The organism is Endozoicomonas arenosclerae, assembly GCF_001562015.1.
Classification (GTDB): domain Bacteria; phylum Pseudomonadota; class Gammaproteobacteria; order Pseudomonadales; family Endozoicomonadaceae; genus Endozoicomonas_A; species Endozoicomonas_A arenosclerae.
Genome location: NZ_LASA01000088.1, coordinates 1 through 17,359 on the forward strand (window position 1 = coordinate 1; position 17,359 = coordinate 17,359).

At 47.3% G+C, this 17,359-nt stretch carries 15 protein-coding genes and 1 pseudogene; 9 read left to right on the plus strand and 7 right to left on the minus strand.

Features of this window, described 5'->3' with window-relative positions:
* The 7 genes and pseudogenes from WG89_RS13645 to WG89_RS13675 all read right to left on the minus strand — a co-directional run.
* A pseudogene (locus WG89_RS13645) lies at positions 1-196 on the minus strand (hypothetical protein); the annotation flags it as partial.
* Between the two features lie 344 nt (positions 197-540).
* Positions 541-984 (minus strand): L-alanine exporter AlaE, encoded by a 444-nt coding sequence (gene alaE, locus WG89_RS13650; RefSeq protein ID WP_062266996.1) that lies wholly within the window; start codon positions 982-984, stop codon positions 541-543.
* 360 nt (positions 985-1,344) lie between these two features.
* The gene (locus WG89_RS13655; RefSeq protein WP_062266998.1) at positions 1,345-2,208 is read right to left on the minus strand and encodes an SDR family NAD(P)-dependent oxidoreductase; all 864 of its coding nucleotides are present in this window, start codon (positions 2,206-2,208) and stop codon (positions 1,345-1,347) included.
* Positions 2,192-3,952, minus strand: coding sequence for an FAD-binding protein (locus tag WG89_RS13660; RefSeq protein ID WP_062267000.1), 1,761 nt, complete (start codon positions 3,950-3,952; stop codon positions 2,192-2,194). The genes WG89_RS13655 and WG89_RS13660 overlap by 17 nt, the downstream gene beginning before the upstream one ends.
* 7 nt (positions 3,953-3,959) lie before the next feature.
* Positions 3,960-4,739 carry an SDR family NAD(P)-dependent oxidoreductase gene (locus tag WG89_RS13665; protein WP_062267002.1) on the minus strand — a complete coding sequence of 260 codons (780 nt, stop codon included), beginning with the start codon at positions 4,737-4,739 and terminating at the stop codon, positions 3,960-3,962.
* A gap of 157 nt (positions 4,740-4,896) precedes the next feature.
* Complete coding sequence (locus tag WG89_RS13670; protein ID WP_172806815.1) at positions 4,897-5,727, minus strand: hypothetical protein; 831 nt, start codon at positions 5,725-5,727, stop codon at positions 4,897-4,899.
* 135 nt (positions 5,728-5,862) lie between these two features.
* Positions 5,863-7,239 carry an alkyl sulfatase dimerization domain-containing protein gene (locus WG89_RS13675; protein WP_062267007.1) on the minus strand — a complete coding sequence of 459 codons (1,377 nt, stop codon included), beginning with the start codon at positions 7,237-7,239 and terminating at the stop codon, positions 5,863-5,865.
* A gap of 273 nt (positions 7,240-7,512) precedes the next feature.
* Here WG89_RS13675 and WG89_RS13680 point away from each other — a divergent pair, with 273 nt between their 5' ends.
* The 9 genes from WG89_RS13680 to WG89_RS13720 all read left to right on the plus strand — a co-directional run bounded on the left by WG89_RS13680 (position 7,513) and on the right by WG89_RS13720 (position 17,150).
* The gene (locus tag WG89_RS13680; RefSeq protein ID WP_062267009.1) at positions 7,513-8,130 is read left to right on the plus strand and encodes a TetR/AcrR family transcriptional regulator; all 618 of its coding nucleotides are present in this window, start codon (positions 7,513-7,515) and stop codon (positions 8,128-8,130) included.
* 2 nt (positions 8,131-8,132) lie between these two features.
* Positions 8,133-8,612: a GNAT family N-acetyltransferase gene (locus tag WG89_RS13685; protein WP_062267011.1), complete on the plus strand. Its 480-nt coding sequence runs from the start codon at positions 8,133-8,135 to the stop codon at positions 8,610-8,612.
* A 278-nt stretch (positions 8,613-8,890) separates the two neighbouring features.
* On the plus strand, positions 8,891-10,021 hold the full coding sequence (locus WG89_RS13690; protein WP_062267013.1) for a helix-turn-helix transcriptional regulator: 1,131 nt from the start codon (positions 8,891-8,893) through the stop codon (positions 10,019-10,021).
* A gap of 434 nt (positions 10,022-10,455) precedes the next feature.
* On the plus strand, positions 10,456-11,031 hold the full coding sequence (locus WG89_RS13695; protein WP_062267015.1) for an acyl-CoA thioesterase: 576 nt from the start codon (positions 10,456-10,458) through the stop codon (positions 11,029-11,031).
* 50 nt (positions 11,032-11,081) lie between these two features.
* Positions 11,082-11,489, plus strand: coding sequence for an ester cyclase (locus WG89_RS13700; protein ID WP_062267016.1), 408 nt, complete (start codon positions 11,082-11,084; stop codon positions 11,487-11,489).
* A gap of 273 nt (positions 11,490-11,762) precedes the next feature.
* Positions 11,763-12,830, plus strand: coding sequence for a 3-ketosteroid-9-alpha-monooxygenase, oxygenase component (locus tag WG89_RS13705; protein WP_062267018.1), 1,068 nt, complete (start codon positions 11,763-11,765; stop codon positions 12,828-12,830).
* A gap of 163 nt (positions 12,831-12,993) precedes the next feature.
* Complete coding sequence (locus WG89_RS13710; protein WP_062267020.1) at positions 12,994-14,601, plus strand: GMC family oxidoreductase; 1,608 nt, start codon at positions 12,994-12,996, stop codon at positions 14,599-14,601.
* Between the two features lie 408 nt (positions 14,602-15,009).
* A complete protein-coding gene (locus WG89_RS13715; protein ID WP_062267022.1) occupies positions 15,010-16,668 on the plus strand; it encodes an arylsulfatase B in 1,659 nt (552 codons plus the stop codon).
* A gap of 272 nt (positions 16,669-16,940) precedes the next feature.
* Complete coding sequence (locus WG89_RS13720; protein ID WP_062267024.1) at positions 16,941-17,150, plus strand: YgdI/YgdR family lipoprotein; 210 nt, start codon at positions 16,941-16,943, stop codon at positions 17,148-17,150.
* Positions 17,151-17,359 lie beyond the last annotated feature (209 nt).

Below are 17,359 nucleotides of genomic sequence, written 5' to 3' on the forward strand. Positions count from 1 at the left end.
ACGCAATAGAGGCCAGTAGCTGGTGGTAACAGCCCGTTGCTTCCATAGCCAGGGCTGTTGACTGGGGCAGAGAGAGAACCCACTCCGTGATCTCTGTGGGTGAATTAGCAATACGTTTGAAAGAACCATCCTGACTACAAATGTCTAACCATTGCGAAGACACATCAATACCAATGAAGTTAAGTATTGTTTCCATAACGGTCACCTAGATCTAATCTTCATACGGGGGGGGTGACCACAAGCTGGCGTTAGCTTGCAAAAATTGTCTACCGTAAGGTAGGAGTGCTCCTAATCGTCGCTCATGCTTGTGGGTGGGGATTTCTCAGTCAGTCTGTCCGAAAGGCAGTAAGCAGTCGATGCCCCTCACCCCCGCCTCTAACCTTATACAAATAATTAGAGACAGGTTAAACATACAAGCTTGTCGAAGTGCATTACCAGCATCCTTCGACAAGCTCAGGATGAACGGAGTATGTATGACTATTAACGATGGCTGCACTAGTGCCTATCCTGCTCAAAAAGCGCTTCAGGAGTCTATCCAACTCACAGAGGCTGAGGTGTCGCCTGCTGGCTTCGTTCAGCCAACATTTTTCGACAATACTTCAACCAGAAACCATAGGGAGCACCAAGTACAAACAGTGCCAGTGTTTGACTGATGGATGCCTTGATGATGCCTTCCAGACTGGTACCCGCAATCAACAAAATCACAATATACAGAGGCAGCTGGAAACTCAGATAAGCCAGAATATCCGCCAGCACAGATTTCAGCCAGTGAGGTCTGGAACCGCTCAGCCAGACCACCACTTTATCCCGATAGTAGCCATACCCCCGGGCTGTAAGAATATTCACAGGTTGGCAAAGTAGCCGCGAAATCAACGACTGCTGCAGTGTAAAGCCAGCAATGGCCACTTCAATAAACATGCCAGTGACAAAGGTAAATGAGATCAGCGCACAAGTGTCCGCCAACCAGAAACGATTGATTTTCATTGGATAAAAAATAGTTTTGCACTGCAAACCTGTTAGGACAGCTAACCTGGATGCAGAATTAAAATTTAAATGCCTGGAAAAGTGCAGATGAACTGCAAAAGACAGAAGGGATCAATCGTAATAAACAGTCAGACAGCGGCCACCGAACAGACCCAGAATGGCCCGTAAAGTAGAGAGAGTAACCTTTTGGTAGTACTGAGTGTTCATTGGGTAAAGACAGAAAACAAATGAATGAGATAATCCGACGAGAATAAGATTGCATGCAATCGTGATCAATCAGTATTAATCACGATCCGATCAAACAGAGAAGCCTTACCCAAAAACTATGCGCAGGTAAGACTTCCCGTCATGACTCACAAACTACTCAATAACGGCGGGGTTGGCTTCAGCAGGACCACCCAGAAAGGCTCTATGAGAAGGTGGTTGCTGGCCATCAACATCCGTTACACCCAACTCTTCTGCCAGTTCAGCGGCTACCCAAACCTTTCCGGAACGTTCCAGCAGATCATCGGCATTCGCCAGCGCATTAATGACTCGACCACCAAACTCTGGGGTTTCAGCAGTAGCCGCCATATCGGCATACTTGTCGGGCTCAGCATCAAATACCTGCTGGGTTCTTTCTGTTTTGACCAGTCCCATCCAGAGCGACAAACAGGTGACATTGTAGGGTTTGAAGTCCACCGCCATGTCAGAAGAGAACTTGTCCAAAGCCGCCTTTCCTCCCCCATAGGCAGGACCGTGCATATAGCAACGGGCACCGAATGAGGAAATATTAACGATCAGCCCTTCTTTTTGTGCAGCCATTATCTTCCCGGCATAAAAGCTGGCGACATAACTGGATCGGGTTCCCACTTCCATAATATCCAGCATGCCCAGACTCTTTTCCCAGAATGGGCCAGGCTGTGTCAATTCAGAAGGAATGGCTGTGGCATTGTTTACCAGAATATCCAGTCGACCACTTTCACGCTGTATGCGATCAAAGAGCTGCCTTACCTGAGAGTCATCACTGTGATCACACTCAATGGCAATCCCTTTGCCACCCAGCTCTGAAATTTCTGCTGCAGTGGCATAAATAGTGCCCGGAAGAGGGTTATCCCCTTCCTGGGTAGTGCGACCGGTGACATAAACAGTAGCGCCGGACTTGCCCAGTGCCAGAGCTATGCCCTTACCTACTCCCCTGCTGGCCCCTGTGACCAGAACCACTCGATCATGCTTCAACGGCATTCTCAACTTCCTGCTTGTTCTCGGTTGTCGCTTTTGGTTCGTACTGGCTCAGATGTTCTGCCGCCAGATAGCCAAAGGTCATAGCAGGACCAATGGTTGAACCCGCCCCCGGGTAAGTATGGGCCATAACCGACGATGACGTGTTACCAATGGCGTAAAGTCCTTCGATGGCTTCACCATTTTCATGCAATACACGCGCATTAACGTCTGTATACAGGCCGCCCTTGGTACCAATATCACCGGCATTGACTTTCAGAGCATAAAAAGGTCCTTTTTCAACCGGGGCAACACAAGGATTAGGTTTACAACCCGGATCTCCATAGAAACGATCAAACAGAGATTCACCTTTATTGAATTCAGGATCCTTACCGTCCTTCGCATGAACATTGAAGTCAGCAACGGTATTCACCAGCCCTTCTTTATCAATGCCAATTTTTTCAGCCAAAGCTTCCAGAGTGTCGGCTTTAACAAAATAATCCTTCAAACGCTTAGGCAGCGCGGCATCAGGCTGTGCATATCCTGGAAGAACCGCTCCACAGGGATACTTGTTGCGGAAGGTGGCATCAAATACAAACCAGCAAGGTACACCGGTGACACCTTCTTTATGGGTGTCGTACATGGCATAGCCGATGTCACTGTAGGGAGCGGCTTCGTTCACAAAACGTTTGCCACTACTGTTCACCATGATGCAACCTGGCAAAGCTCTCTCAACAAACAACGCTCTGGCCTGAGGCTCACCGGTTGGCGTTGTGGTCGGAGCCCACCAGCTGTGATCCATCAGAGCGGTTTGTGCGCCTACTTCCAGACCTGCCCGGATAGCGTCACCGGTATTATTGCCAGCCGGGGTAGCACTCCAGCTGCTGTTGGATGGCTGTGGATGATACTTTTCACGCATGGCCTGATTCTGCTCAAAGCCACCCGCTCCCAGCACCACACCTTTTCTGGCATGAATGGTTTCAACCTTGCCATTCCTGCGAATAGTGATACCTGTTACACGGCCATCTTCTTGAACCAGCTTTTCCATGGGAGAACTGAGCCACAGAGGAATATCACGATCCATCATGGATTTTCTGAGTGAACCGATCAAAGCACCACCCAGAGTCAGGTGACGATCTTTTGGCCCTTTAATACGACCACCGATGTCTGTGTAATAGCGAATCATGACTTTCATGTTGGTCCAGATCCAGCCAGGTGCTCGGGTGAGCATCTGCCGGGCTTCTTTCACACTCATGGTCATCCGACCCATCATGAGAGTGCCTTTACCTGGTGGACGCTGAAGATCAAATTGATCACCCAGTTTACGGGCATCAAAAGGGATAGGGTCCATGGAACGATAGCCTGGCATGCCATGATCCAGCTCCGGGTAGTAGTCGGTATACTCGGCCTGAGCTTCAAACTTTACATGACTATTGTCTTCCAGGTATTTGACCATCTTGCGGGCATTGGCCACATAGGCTTCAATTCGGCCATCTTCTACCGGGTTCTGAATGACATTCTTGATGTATTCCACGCCGGCTTCATCATTATCTTTCTGACCCATCTGGCTGATCTGGTGATTGTTGGGAATCCAGATACCACCACCGGAAATGGCCGAAGTACCGCCATAAAGGTCGGACTTCTCAATGACCAGTACTTTCAGGCCAAGGTCGTGAGCCTTGATAGAAGTGGTCAGCGCTCCTGCACCAGACCCCACCACTACCACGTCAAATTCATGATCCCAGTTCTTGTTATTATTGCTCATCATTGATTCCTTAAACGTGATAGCCGCCATCGACAGAGATCATCTGCCCGGTAATGTATTTCGCCCTGGACGATGCCAGGAAGCTGACTGCATCAGCCACTTCTTCCGGCCTGCCAAAGCGCTGCACACATAATCCTGATTTCACCAGCTCACACCACTGATCATCAAAAACACCTTCTTCCCTCAAACGCAGGAAAATGCCGGTCTCTATAACTCCAATAGCGACACTGTTCGCCCTGACGCCATGATGACCTTCTTCTTTGGCAATGCCTTTAATCAGCGCCTCAATAGAAGCCTTGGGTGCTACCGATAAAACGTCACGGGCCGGGTATCGGCTTAACCCTGCTGAGCTGATATGAACAATGGAACCGTGACTTTTTCTTAGATAGGGAATCGCTGTATGGGCAACGTTATAAAAGCCGTTAACGTCACTCTGGATAACTTCCTGCCAGAGTTGAGGTTTAATATTGGCGATGTAATCTTGAGGAATGTCATAACCTGTAGCCATGACAAGGGTGTGAACCTGTCCATACTGGCGGGAAAGCTGCTCAAACAATGTGGCAATGGTATCCAGATTGGCCATATCCAACTGAAAGGCTTCTACAGAACCTCCTTCAGCTTCAATCTCTGATACCACTTCCTGTGCCCGGGCCTGGTTCTTGTGATAGGTCAGGGCAACCTTCGCCCCTTGCTCTGACAGGCGTTTGCAGACAGCACTACCGACTCCGCCACTGCCGCCTATGACCAGCGCGACCCCGCCGGGGAATTCTTCATTATTGTTATTATTCATGAGGTGTCTCTGCAGAGAGAAGCAAAAGATCTATTTATAGTGTTCCTATAAATAGATTGGATACCTGAATTTTTTCGTCTGGCACCCAATCTATCATCGTCCGAAGAGACTAACGGCCTGATAGTACTTAAATGGCATTTAGTAAATATCTGGTCTGCTATTTGCGATCTTCATATCGAAGTGCGGCAAAAGTCAGAGAGACCAGTCTTTTGACATCATCCTCTGGCAACTTTCGGTAATAGCTCTCAACAAGCAGTTTTATAGTTTGAACATCATCATTACTCACCGGACGGGCAAACATTTTCCTGAACATCATGGCCATTCTTTTTATACGATCATCATCGTTCGATTCAAAACTGCTTGCAGACATCCTGGCCAACACAAGGTGTATCAGTCGAACCTGCTCATGCTCATTGACTTCCTTGCCATAAAGATCCTTCACTAAGGCCTTCAGAATTTCAAAGTGTGCATCCCCAAGCTCACTGGCAATATATCTACCAGCCATGTTCACCAGGTGCTCAACCCGCTCATCTCTTTTGAGCCTGCTTTCATAGTCTCGGCAGGCTCTTGAGAATTCCTGAGCCTGTAAGCAGGTTCTTCTGATCTTTTCCTGCTCAGGTAATGCTTCCAGAGCTTCACAAACACTGCTGCTCAATAGCTCAGCCTCCACCTTATCGAGACGTGGATAGAGGCATTGAGTCAAAAAGAAAATGCGATCTCTGCGGTGCCATAAGTAAGGCGCGTCCAGCACATTGGTCACCAGATTTTCGACCTTGTCCTGTTCGGTTATCTCCCAATCTTCAAGAGCTTTGGGTGCAGAAGCTGTAAAGGCTGGATTCAAGTGTTGGTAGCCGGTACTGATTGTCGAACATGCAGGCACAGCATAAATAACAGTTCCCGAATTAGAAGCCAATGCAGGGCTACGGGTCACAACGCCTGTTTGAGTGCTGGAAACGACGGGCTGCCAAAGGGGGTTCAAACTTTCCATGTCCTGTTTATCTCTCAGTCGGTCCTCGATCATTCTTTGACCGAAAAATTAAGAGATAGTTCCAGAGACAAGAGAAGTAGAGTGCTCAGTAAAAAAAGCAGGAAGGCCCAATCATCAAGCCTTCCTGCAGAGGTATTAAAGTTTGGCCTTTGCCTTGCCAATCTGTGACTGCAGCCAGGCAATTTCACTGAAGGTTTTATGCGTCTCAGCAGCATTCTTCAGCAATACTTGCAAAACCTGAATATGGGTCTCAGTCACTTTCTTGTTATCGGGCTCCGCTTCCAAAGCCACCTCAACCAGGTGAATCGCTTTGATCGGATCGCCTTCTTTCAAGCGTTTTTGCGCCATCTTGATGACGTTATCCACACCACCAGCCAGTTCTACAAGATCGGAATAAACTACAGTGGGCCTATAAGGATAGAGTTCACTGGTGTACTTGTATTGGAACCAGGCTCCAGCTTGATTGACAGTCTCACGAATCGTCCACTCAACACGACCATGCTGCTGGCTCAGCCCTGCGTACTCTTCAGGCAATTGAATGTCACGCATCAACTGGTAAACATCCTTACCCTGACTCAAGCCTGTCCAGATTTCATCATGAACATAAGTCGCAGCATCCCTGAGCAGTGTCAGGTTACTCATGATCTCTTTCTTATCAGTAATGGGCTTATCCTGACCTGGCAGCAGAATTTCAGGCTCCAGGTTGATCATGGTATTCAGGGTTTCAATGTACTCTTCCAGAATACGGTTCCGGTCGGAACGTACTGTTCCCAGGTTTGGCCACATGGGAATTTCAGGCCCTACTGAACCACCACCGGCGAAGAGTATTTTTTCATCCGGCATCCAGAGACCGGCTGAGTTAATTCCCTCTGCACCCGGTAGAGCAATCACTTCAAACTTAACGCCACCCAGCTCGAATTTATAGCCGTCATGGTCTTCAACCATGATGTCCGGAGTAATGGGTCTGTAAGGGAAAGGATCTTTTTTCCTGGCTTGCTGCTGGGACTTTTTCATCAGCTCCTTTGTCCAGCTGTAAAGCTCTGCATAACGTGGCAACAGGAACTGACTGGCTTTCTTACGATGCACCATGTATTCAGCCGATGAGCGAGTCATGATGATCTGGGTATCTTCATCCCTGATCATAGGAATCCCCCCTACATCGTCATGCTGACCCTGAGGCAGGAAGATGTATTTGACCGGTCCTTTCAACACCTCTTTCAAAAGCGCCATCTGCTTAGGCGCCTGGTGAGCAAAGCCGGTATCAATAACAACAGCCCCTTCAGGAGTGTTCACCAGATACACATTGGCCAGGCCGGAGACATAAAAAACATTTTCGGTTATGGCGACACGTTCAATAGGTACACGAATAAGGTCACCTACTGGAGTACCACCAGCACGGACATCCTTGGTGTTGAGATTCACATCGGTACCGGTGGAAGCACTGCTGGCAACACTGAGGCTCAAGCCAAACAGCACAGCAGAGATCTGTTTCAAACTGGAGGGAATGGACATGGGTTAGGCTCCACACTTTTGTTTTTATTCTTGCTATGAGCCTTGTCTCACTCGCTCACAGCCGTTTGCCCTTAAACCCCAAACCTGACAACAAAACAGTACATCATGGTAAATTTGATTTGAACTATGACAAATAGGGTTACACTTTTCAATATCTGTTTCATTTTTCCGAGTTTCTTTTACATCCATTAAGAATTTCATAGAATCCAGAGAACAGCCATGAGCGATAAAAGCAGTCATGAGCGATAAAATAGCCCAATAACGAGTTTGACCATGAGCAGTGATCCATTTAGCCAACAGAGCCAGAGCAGGGACACCAAAGCCAGTCGCACGCTTAACCTGATTCTGGATGCCGCTCTGAGCTGTTACGAACGCAATGGCATCGATAAAACCAATATTGATGAAGTGGCCCGTGAAGCTGGCGTAAGCCGCACCACTTTTTATCGGTATGCCAAGAATCGTGAAGACTTGTTTAACCAGGTACTCAAACGGGATGCCCAGGAGCGAACCGAAGAAAGAAATGTCGCCCTGCGATATCATGATAATCTGGCCGATGTTTTGATTGATGGTGCCCTGTTCAACATGCGTGGCAGAAAGCATCGCACCATGTTTAAACTGCTGTTTTCTGAGGATCAGCCTTCTGCCATTGGAAGAGGCAATCTATCACCCGCCAACTTCAGACCCATGGCTCGCTCCATGATAGAAAATGCTTTTAATCGTGAACTGGAACGAGGCAATATTCGCGAGGGCATGACACTCGATCTGGCTGTAGAGTTTATTTGCCGAATTCTGCTGTCACTCATGGCCCACCCCGACCCGTTTCTGGATGACGAGAGATCTCTCAGACAGTTTTTGGAAGCCACCCTGCTTCCTCCCATCATTAAGGACTAAAGATGTTTACTATTCGTCCCGCAGAAATAAAGGATTCAAGAAGTCTCGCCATAATCGGGCAAACCGTCTGGATTACCACCTATGCCATTGAAGGCATTCGCAACAGCTTTCTGGATTTTATTGCTGAAGAATTTTCAGAGGCGCACATGCACGAAAGAATCAAAACCGAGCAGGTACTGGTGGTAGAGTCGGGCGAACATTTATGTGGTTATGCCGTTTTGGAGCGCCCCGAAAAAGAACAAAAAAGTGAGCTGGTTACGCTTTATCTGTTACCGGAATTTCAGGGAAACGGGCTTGGAAAAACACTACTGGATGAAGCCATAAAGCTGGCGCCTCAAGGCATATGGCTTAGCTGTTACGAAGGTAATCAAAAAGCATTAAATTTCTATAAGAAGCAGGGGCTGACCGTGACGGGAACCCGCTATTTTGAGCTGGATAACGAGAAGCATCTGAATTGGATTTTAGAAAGTCAACCAGCTTAACACGAGCCTGAATCTTCACACAATATCGTCCAAAAAGACGATAAAGCGCTTGCTTGACGGGTCTGTAACGAAGTATCCTGCAGCCAGAACTGTGGTGACCGAAAGGAGTTTACGGGTTACCGAAACGGCAGCAGGGATAATCCCATCAGTACCATTGCATCTGATGTATACCAACAAACCCTGAGCGACTGTTAACCAGCTAGCACCAGTCCTGACTCGTTCAGGCTAAAGCTGAGTAAAAATACAGTCCTTGGGGTAAGAAGAAAAAGAACAGATCCATGAGCGAGATTATCAGCGTAGAAGAGTTCAGCAGCCTTACAGGCGCATTATATGAGGGGCTACAACAAAAGGTTCCCTGGAAATCCTTCCTGCACAGCTTGCAGGAAAAAATGGATGCCAATTATGTGACCTTTATCATACGCCCACCTTCCAACGAGTCTGACGGCCTGATCCTGAGCACTGGCCACACCGGTGACGAAGTCGTAGCCTCTTACAACAAACATTTTTTTGCCATGGATCCTTTTGTTGACCTGCCCAGCAGCAGCGTGGTGACACTGGACGAGTTTATTCCGGAAGGTGAACGAAAAAACTCAGACTATGTTCAGCAGTTCCTGGCACCCATGAATGTTCATCACATTCTGGGAACGGACATTAATACCCGCGACGGAGCCAAATACAGCCTCAGAATCAGCCGCAGTTCCGAAAGCGATCCATTTACCCAGAAAGATAAAGAAGTCATCAGCCTTTTTGTCCCACACCTGCAACATGCTATTGATATCAACCACCAGATAAACCGTGTTGAAACCGAGCGAGACCTTTATGCTGGCGCTGTTGATCAGTTAGCGGTAGGCACAATCATTCTGGACGAAGAAGGCAAGGTCCTTCAGACCAACCATGTGGCCCAGGACCTGCTTCAGGAAAATGATGGACTTAAACTGAGTGGCCATTCTCTGCAGGTAGGCACCAGCCGCGACACCCGAAAACTTCGCGAGCTGATCAAGCAGGCACTTTCTGCACAATTGAACAATACACCATCTGTCGTTGAGGCTTTGAGAATCCAGCGTCCATCCGGCAAGAGCGACCTTGGTATTGTTGTACGCTCAGTTCCCACCAATCAGTGGGCTGAGGGCAAGCATTGCCCATCGGTGGTTATTTTTGTCAGTGATCCTGACAGACAATCCCAGGCTCCTCAGGAAATTGTTAAGGCACTGTTCGACCTGACACCTGCAGAAGCGCAACTCGCCATGCTGCTGGCTAACGGCTTAACACTGGACGAAACATCCGAACAACTGTGCATCAGCCGAAACACGGCCAGAGCCCACCTGCGCTCCATCTTTTCCAAAACCGGTGTTACCCGCCAGACCATGCTGGTAAGACTGATTCTCAAGAGTGTTGCCACCCTGGGTTAATCTTCAGGTTTTGAATCAACTCTTTAAAAAGGGTTGATTCAAAACTTAAACACTCTCCTCTTCTTCTTAAGAAGCTTCAAAACGATGCATTAAATAAAAAACGCACAAAAATAAAGCTATTCATTAGTAAAAAACAAAATAAAAAAACAACAAAACCATCAACATTCAATCATCATAATGTCATAAAAAGCCTAATAACCTCACCTCCACCCCTTAAAAGCCATTACTTGATAAGTAATAAAGCATGACCGACATTAGTGGCACACTCTTTGCCTTAATAATTACAAACATCAAATTAATAACTTCTCCCAACCTGCTCAGATATATGGAATAGAGCACTCAACTTCAATGGAGGAATTATGAAAAGAACCTTCCCTTAGAAATAGAAGCGGATAACCAACGAGAGACACCAACAACCTAAAAGGATTTACCAAATGGCTAGAGTTAGCATTAATGCACCCGAAGAGTACGATTACAAAAAACTTTTCACTGTTACCTACAGCGATATAAACTGCGCCGGGCATATGGCAAACAACATGTTTCTGTCTCATTGTAACGAGGCATTACTTCAGTACCTCCTGGCGAAAGGGCACCCAAAGACTCCACAGAACTACCCTGGCATGATTGGCGATATTGCCATGATCACCACTGACTGCGCTCTGACCTTTAAATCAGAAGTGTTCTATATGGACGAACTTCTTTTGGAAGCCACCGTTCATGAGTTCAGCAAGAATGGTTTTGACTTTGCTTTCAAGATCTCCAGAGAATCAACAGGAAAACTGGTAGCCGTTGCCAAGATAGGTGCAATTTATATTGATACCGTTAATCACTCCGTAGTGCCAATACCCGACCTGATAAAGGAAATATTTTCAGATAATATGGCAAGAGATAAAAACAGTAACTTTATGCCCCCAGTAAATAACACTCTAAGTCACGACCCAAAAAAACATCCTAACCATATTAACAATGAATCACAGAGTAGTCCTAATTACATTATTAAGCGGATGTAGCTCTTAGTTATTTTTTATCCAAACAATGCTAACTAAGAAAGAGGCAGATTATGAAAAGTAACAAAGAAGTCATTCAAAAGTTCTTAAGTAATGTTAATCACAGAAACTACGATGCCCTGGAAAATATACTGGCACCAAATTTTCAAAGGCATTGCCAGGCCACTCCGCAGGTTGAAATCAAAAACAAAGAAGCCTTTATTGAATTCATTAAACTGGATCATCAGAGTTTTCCTGACGGTGTTATGAAACCTAAAATGATGATCGCAGAAGAGAACACAGTAGCAGGTATGTACACCTACTCCGGAACACAAGAGGGCACTCTGGGTGAGCTTCCCGCTCTGGGCAACTCATTCACACTCAACTTCCTTATGTTTAATACCATTGAAAATGGGAAAATCATGGATATGCACGTTGAATGGGATAATATCTCTCTGCTCGGACAGTTAGGTCATATGTAAAAGATTCTCTGTAGCAACCCACACTCCCTCAATACCAAAGCTGTGTTTCAATCAGGTGTTTGAGGGGGAGACCTTGCCCTTTCTGGCTTCTGGTTCCCGCTACCAGAATATTGACATAGATCAACACTGACCATCTTAATCGTCCAGTTAGACGATGCCCCCCCCTACCCTAAATCTACAATGCCAGAAAAGCATTATAAAAATTCCATACAGAATAGGCGTCTACCGTAGTTCTAACAGACTCCTAGACAGCCCAGCGGGAGAAGAATAACGATGAGCCAGCTGCACAGAATCGAAGCCAAAGAAATTGAAGACCGTTACGCCAGAGGTTGGCACTGTATTGGCCTGGCGGAAGAATACAAAGACGGGAAAGCACACACTCTGGATATTTTTGGCACCAAACTGGTGGCCTACCAGGGTGAAGACAAGCAGATCCATATCCTGGATGGCTACTGCCCACATATGGGGGCTGACCTGAGCAAAGGCTGCATCGAAGGTAATTCTATTCGCTGCCCTTTCCATGACTGGCGCTGGGACTCTGACGGCAAATGCGATGATATTCCTTATGCCAAACGCATTCCTCGCAAAGCCCAGATAAAGTCCTGGCCTATTTGCGAGCAGAACAACCTGCTGTTTATCTGGAACGATCCTGAAGGCAACCCACCCATCGAAGAACAGGCCATTCCACGTGTTGAAGCCTGCTTCAGCGATGAATGGGCAGACTGGGAAGTGGCCAACCTGACCATCAACACCAACTGCCGTGAGCTGATTGATAACATTGCAGACAAGGCCCACTTCGGTCCGGTTCATGACGCTCCCAACAAATTCTTCTCAAACCGTTTTGAAGCTCACGTTGCCGAGCAGACAATGATTGGTAACAGTCCTCGCCTGTCCGGAGAAGCTGATCTGAAGACAGTAGCCACCTATTACGGTCCGGCTTACCAGATTACAGAAATGACCGGTGAAATGGATGGCATGCCTATTCATTCCATTCTGCTGAACTGCCATGTTCCCATTGACCGTGACAGCTTCCAGCTGCGTTACGGCGTACTGGTTCAAAAGGTTCCAGGTTTGAGCGATGAACAGAACCGTGAAATTGCTCAGGGCTACATTCAGCTGGCTCAGGAAGCATTCTTTGAAGACGTAGCTATCTGGGACACCAAAGTCCGCGTTGACAACCCGATCCTGTGTGATGGTGACGGTCCTGTCTATCAGCTGAGAAAGTGGTATGACCAGTTCTACACCGATATTGCTGACGTGAAGGAAGAACTCAAAGAGCGTCAGTACTTTGAATACGTAGAAGAAAGCAAAAAGGAAGCACTGGAAGCTGAGCCTGCTTGATAGCCCAGACCACTTCCAAGCAATATTGAGATTAAAGGGATGCCAGGCATCCCTTTTTAGAAACTGTTTGAAGGTAAGTCATTCGACTTACCCCTAAAAACACTTCTATTGAAAATCCCCAATAAAGAGCCAGCGACAGGTTCACAAACAATAAGGGATCAACATGATTAATGCCGTTGACTATATCGTGATCGGAGCAGGGTCAGCCGGATGCGTCCTGGCCAACCGCCTCTCAGCCTGTGGCAAATACCAGGTAGTGCTGCTGGAAGCCGGAGGTGGTGATGGCAACCCTCTGATCCATCTGCCCATGGGCTTCAGCCAGCTTATTGCCACGCCCAGCGTAAACTGGGGCTACAAGACTGAGCCGGAACCTTTTATGCATAACCGGGTTATTGATTGGCCTCGTGGTCGGGTAGTTGGCGGCAGCAGCTCCATCAACGGCATGGTATACGTCCGCGGTCAAATGGAAGACTTTGATGATTGGGCAGACCTCGGTAATGAAGGCTGGTCGGCACAGGACGTACTCCCCTACTTCAAGAAGAGTGAAAAGTTTGAGCGTGGGGGTGACGCATTCCATGGCGACAAAGGTGAAATGGCCGTTTCAGACTCCGACTACCGGGATCGCCACCCACTGACCAACCTGTATGTTCAAGCCGCCAACCAGGCCGGACTGCCCTTTAATAATGACTACAACAGCTCTGTTCAGGAAGGGATTACCTTTACCCAGAACACTATTAATAACGGCCGAAGAGCCAGCACATATCGAGCATTTGTAAAAGATGCACTGAAAGAACGCAGCAACCTGACCGTCATCACTGACGCCCTGGTCGAAAAAATCGATATTGAAAACGGTGCAGCCACAGGTGTTACCTTCCAGCATAAAGGCAAGCAGCACACCATTAAAGCCGCCAAAGAAACCCTGCTGGCCGCTGGCGCCAATAACAGCCCAAAGATTCTGGAACTCTCAGGCATAGGCCGAAAAGACGTTCTCGAAAAAGCCGGTATCAAACAGCTGCATGAGCTAAGTGGTGTCGGTGAAAACCTCCAGGATCATATCCAGATGCAGGTGGTTCACGAATTAAAAGGTGTAGGCAGCGCCAATGATGCTCTGAAACCCCACCGACTGATTATGGAAGCGTTCAAATACCTGGTGAAAAGACGTGGCTTCCTGGCTAACGGTGTTGCACCAATCCTTGGCTTCATAAAAAGTAATCAAAATGAATCCCGTCCGGATATCCAGCTGCACTTTGCCCCTGCCGGTGGCGACGTAACAGACACTGGACGCTTATTACCTGCCAAAGTACCGTCCATTACTTCTACTGCCAATGTCATGCGACCAGAGAGCAGAGGCTATAGTCACATCAAGAGCAGCGACCCCAAAGAAGCCCCAACGATACTGGCTAACTATCTTTCTACCGAACTCGACCGTCAAAAATCCATCGATTGTGTGAAGTGGCAAAGGAAGATTTACTCCCAGTCGCCCCTGGCACCGCTCCTTGATCAGGAAACCTTTCCCGGTAATAAAGTAGTCAGCGACGAAGAGATTCTGGATTACGTGATGCGGGAAGCTAAAACAGCTTACCACCCCGTAGGGACCTGCAAGATGGGCAATGATTCAGAAGCGGTTGTGGATAACAAACTGAAAGTACACGGTGTTGATAAACTGCGAGTGGTTGATGCATCGGTCATGCCCTTGATTCCATCGGCCAATACTAATGCAGCCACCATTATGATTGCTGAAAGAGGAGCTGAGTGGATTCTGGCCAGTTGAGTAACCTGACCCGCTGACATTGAGGGATTTTTACTGATAAGGCGAAAATCTTAACAGTAAAAAATCTCTCCCTCTCTTGTTTCACCACTTTTCTTCTTCGCAACCCCGTACTTTTAACAATAACCAGGGTATAGCCCGACCTTTTATAATTAAACGACAGTTTACGAGCCTGTCACGTATCTACCCACCGCAAGTAACTCTTCGAAAAAATCCCCAAATTCATTTAATACAGACACATCAAACAATCATTTAACACAATTGACTTAAAATATATATACGACACTTCCACATTATTTTAAGGGTTTTATCTTACTCCATAAGTTAAACCACTTGCCTTACTACTAATCCCGTCGAGGTTAATACCAAGACACAGAACAAAAACATTTCAAGCAAACAAAAAGAATAATCATGAACATTAAGAAAGCCATTGCTCCGGTGATGATGCTGTCAGCATTGTCTGCATCCATGGCTGTAGTTTCTGAAGAAGCACAGGCCAAACAACCCAACGTAGTTGTGATCGTAGCGGACGATCTCGGCTCCTATGACCTGGGTTTTCATGCCAAGAAGTTCCAACAAGCGGAAGACGCACCTACAGTCATCAGCACTCCAAACCTGGACAAGCTGGCTGAAGAAGGCGTTCAGATGACTCGTTTCTATACCAGTCCTAAGTGCACCCCGACCCGTGCAGAAATGTTCACCGGCCGCAACACAATCGATATGGGTATCCAGTACGCTACCATCTACCCATGGGAGCAGACTTCTGTGCCTCTGTCTGAGCACTTCATGCCAGAATCTTTCCAGGCCGCTGGTTACGACACTGCTATGATCGGTAAGTGGCACCTAGGTCATACTTATGAGCGTCAAGCACCTCTTGGTCGTGGTTTCGATTACTTCTTTGGTCACCTGAACACCAACGGAGACTACTTCAAGCACACCGTTCAACGCTCTCCGGACCTGCAGCGTAACGGCGTAACTGCTCATGAATACTTCCCGGACAGACCAGAATTCAACCCGGAACTGCCTAACTACGGTCCGTTTGTTCTGAGTCATGAAGCGGTTCAGTGGCTGCAAAACGAAAGAACTGACAAGAACAACAACAAGAAGAACCCATTCTTCCTATATGTGCCTTTCAAGGCACCACACTCCCCCTTGCAGGCACCGGCTGAGCTTATTACAGAAACCGATGAAAACGGCGAACCATGGGAAACCCCTGAGCGCGCGACTTATGCAGCAATGGTTACTGCAATGGATACCGCCATTGGTGAGATCGTAGAAGAGCTGGAAGATCAGGGCATTAAAGATGACACTATCATCATGTTCTTCAGTGACAACGGCGGCATGATCGGCAGTGGCGGTGCCAGCAACTTCCCACTAAAAGGTAAGAAAGGCCTCGCGTATGATGGCGGCATTCGTGTCCCAGCTATCATCAACTATCCTAAAAAACTTAAACCTGGCATCAATGATCAGTTCATGTCAGCTATGGACATCTTCCCAACCTTTGCCACCGCCACTGGCATTGAAGCCCTGAACAAGAAAGAGTTTGTTGGCGAAGACCTGTGGAAAGAGATCAAGAAAGGCAAGACCAAACCTCGTGAAGAGTCACTGATCTACGGATCAAACGACGTAGTGGGTGATAAGCACCACTTTGCAGTCATTCGTCCGGATGGCATGAAGATGGTACAGACTGTACGCACCACTTTCGAAGAGCAGGAGATCACCAGCGAACTGTATAACATCATTGATGATCCTTCTGAGTCTGTCGATCTGTGGGGCACACGCCCTCAACTGCAACAGGAAATGCAGGAAGAGCTGACCGAATGGCGCAAGCGTCGTCCATGGGCTGGCGGCATCTCCCGCACCGTTCCACAGGCGGGTTGGAGAGCACCTGCTGACTGGGCTGTTGAACTGAAACTGCGTAGCTCCAATCTGCGTGAAGACGACGCTGGCTACGAAGATAAGATGGACAATATCTACGGTTTCCTGAATGTAGTCGATAACCCTGAAGCCCTGTTCTTCCAAGACATGAAGTACAAGAAAGCAGGTGTTGGTGTACTGAAGTATGAGTGATCACCACTCTGACCTTCATTAACCTGACTTAATAGGCCACCCCCATAGTTTGTTGTCATGGGGGTGGTTTTTTTTGACCATTTTAAATGTTCTTTAAACACATCTTTCTCAATCTGATAGGCACACCTGAATACCCGGCTTCTGCAAACAATCCATAACAGAGAAAGACTTTGCAATTCAGTCCCAGTCTCTGTATATCATTACTGACTCTAAGCGTTTCTCAAACTTCATACATGCTCACCCTCTCAATAAATGAACTACAGGAGTATTCAATGAAATCCTTGTACCTGGCTATCATCTCCAGCGTTATCCTGCTGGCTGGCTGCTCTTCTCCCCACGTCATCACCATGAAAGATGGTCGTACCATTACCACCCAGGGCTCCCCTGAAATGAACGATGATGGTTTTTACGAATATGAAACTCTGGAAGGTTCAGACGCAAAGATAAATGGCTCTGAAGTCCTGGAAATTAACGAAAAGTAATTGAACTGGAGGGTCCCTGATTAAGTCTGGACAAAAGCTCACAAGCGTCCAAACAAAAGTCAAAACCCTCCTTTTTATTGAAATCTACCCTTCTTGCTTCACCCCACCTTCTTTAAACACCTGCACAAACATTTTCCTGAATCACATTCTGCATATTACTCCTGAGAGACTACTTTTCTATCTGGTACTGCTGATTACCCTGACGATGA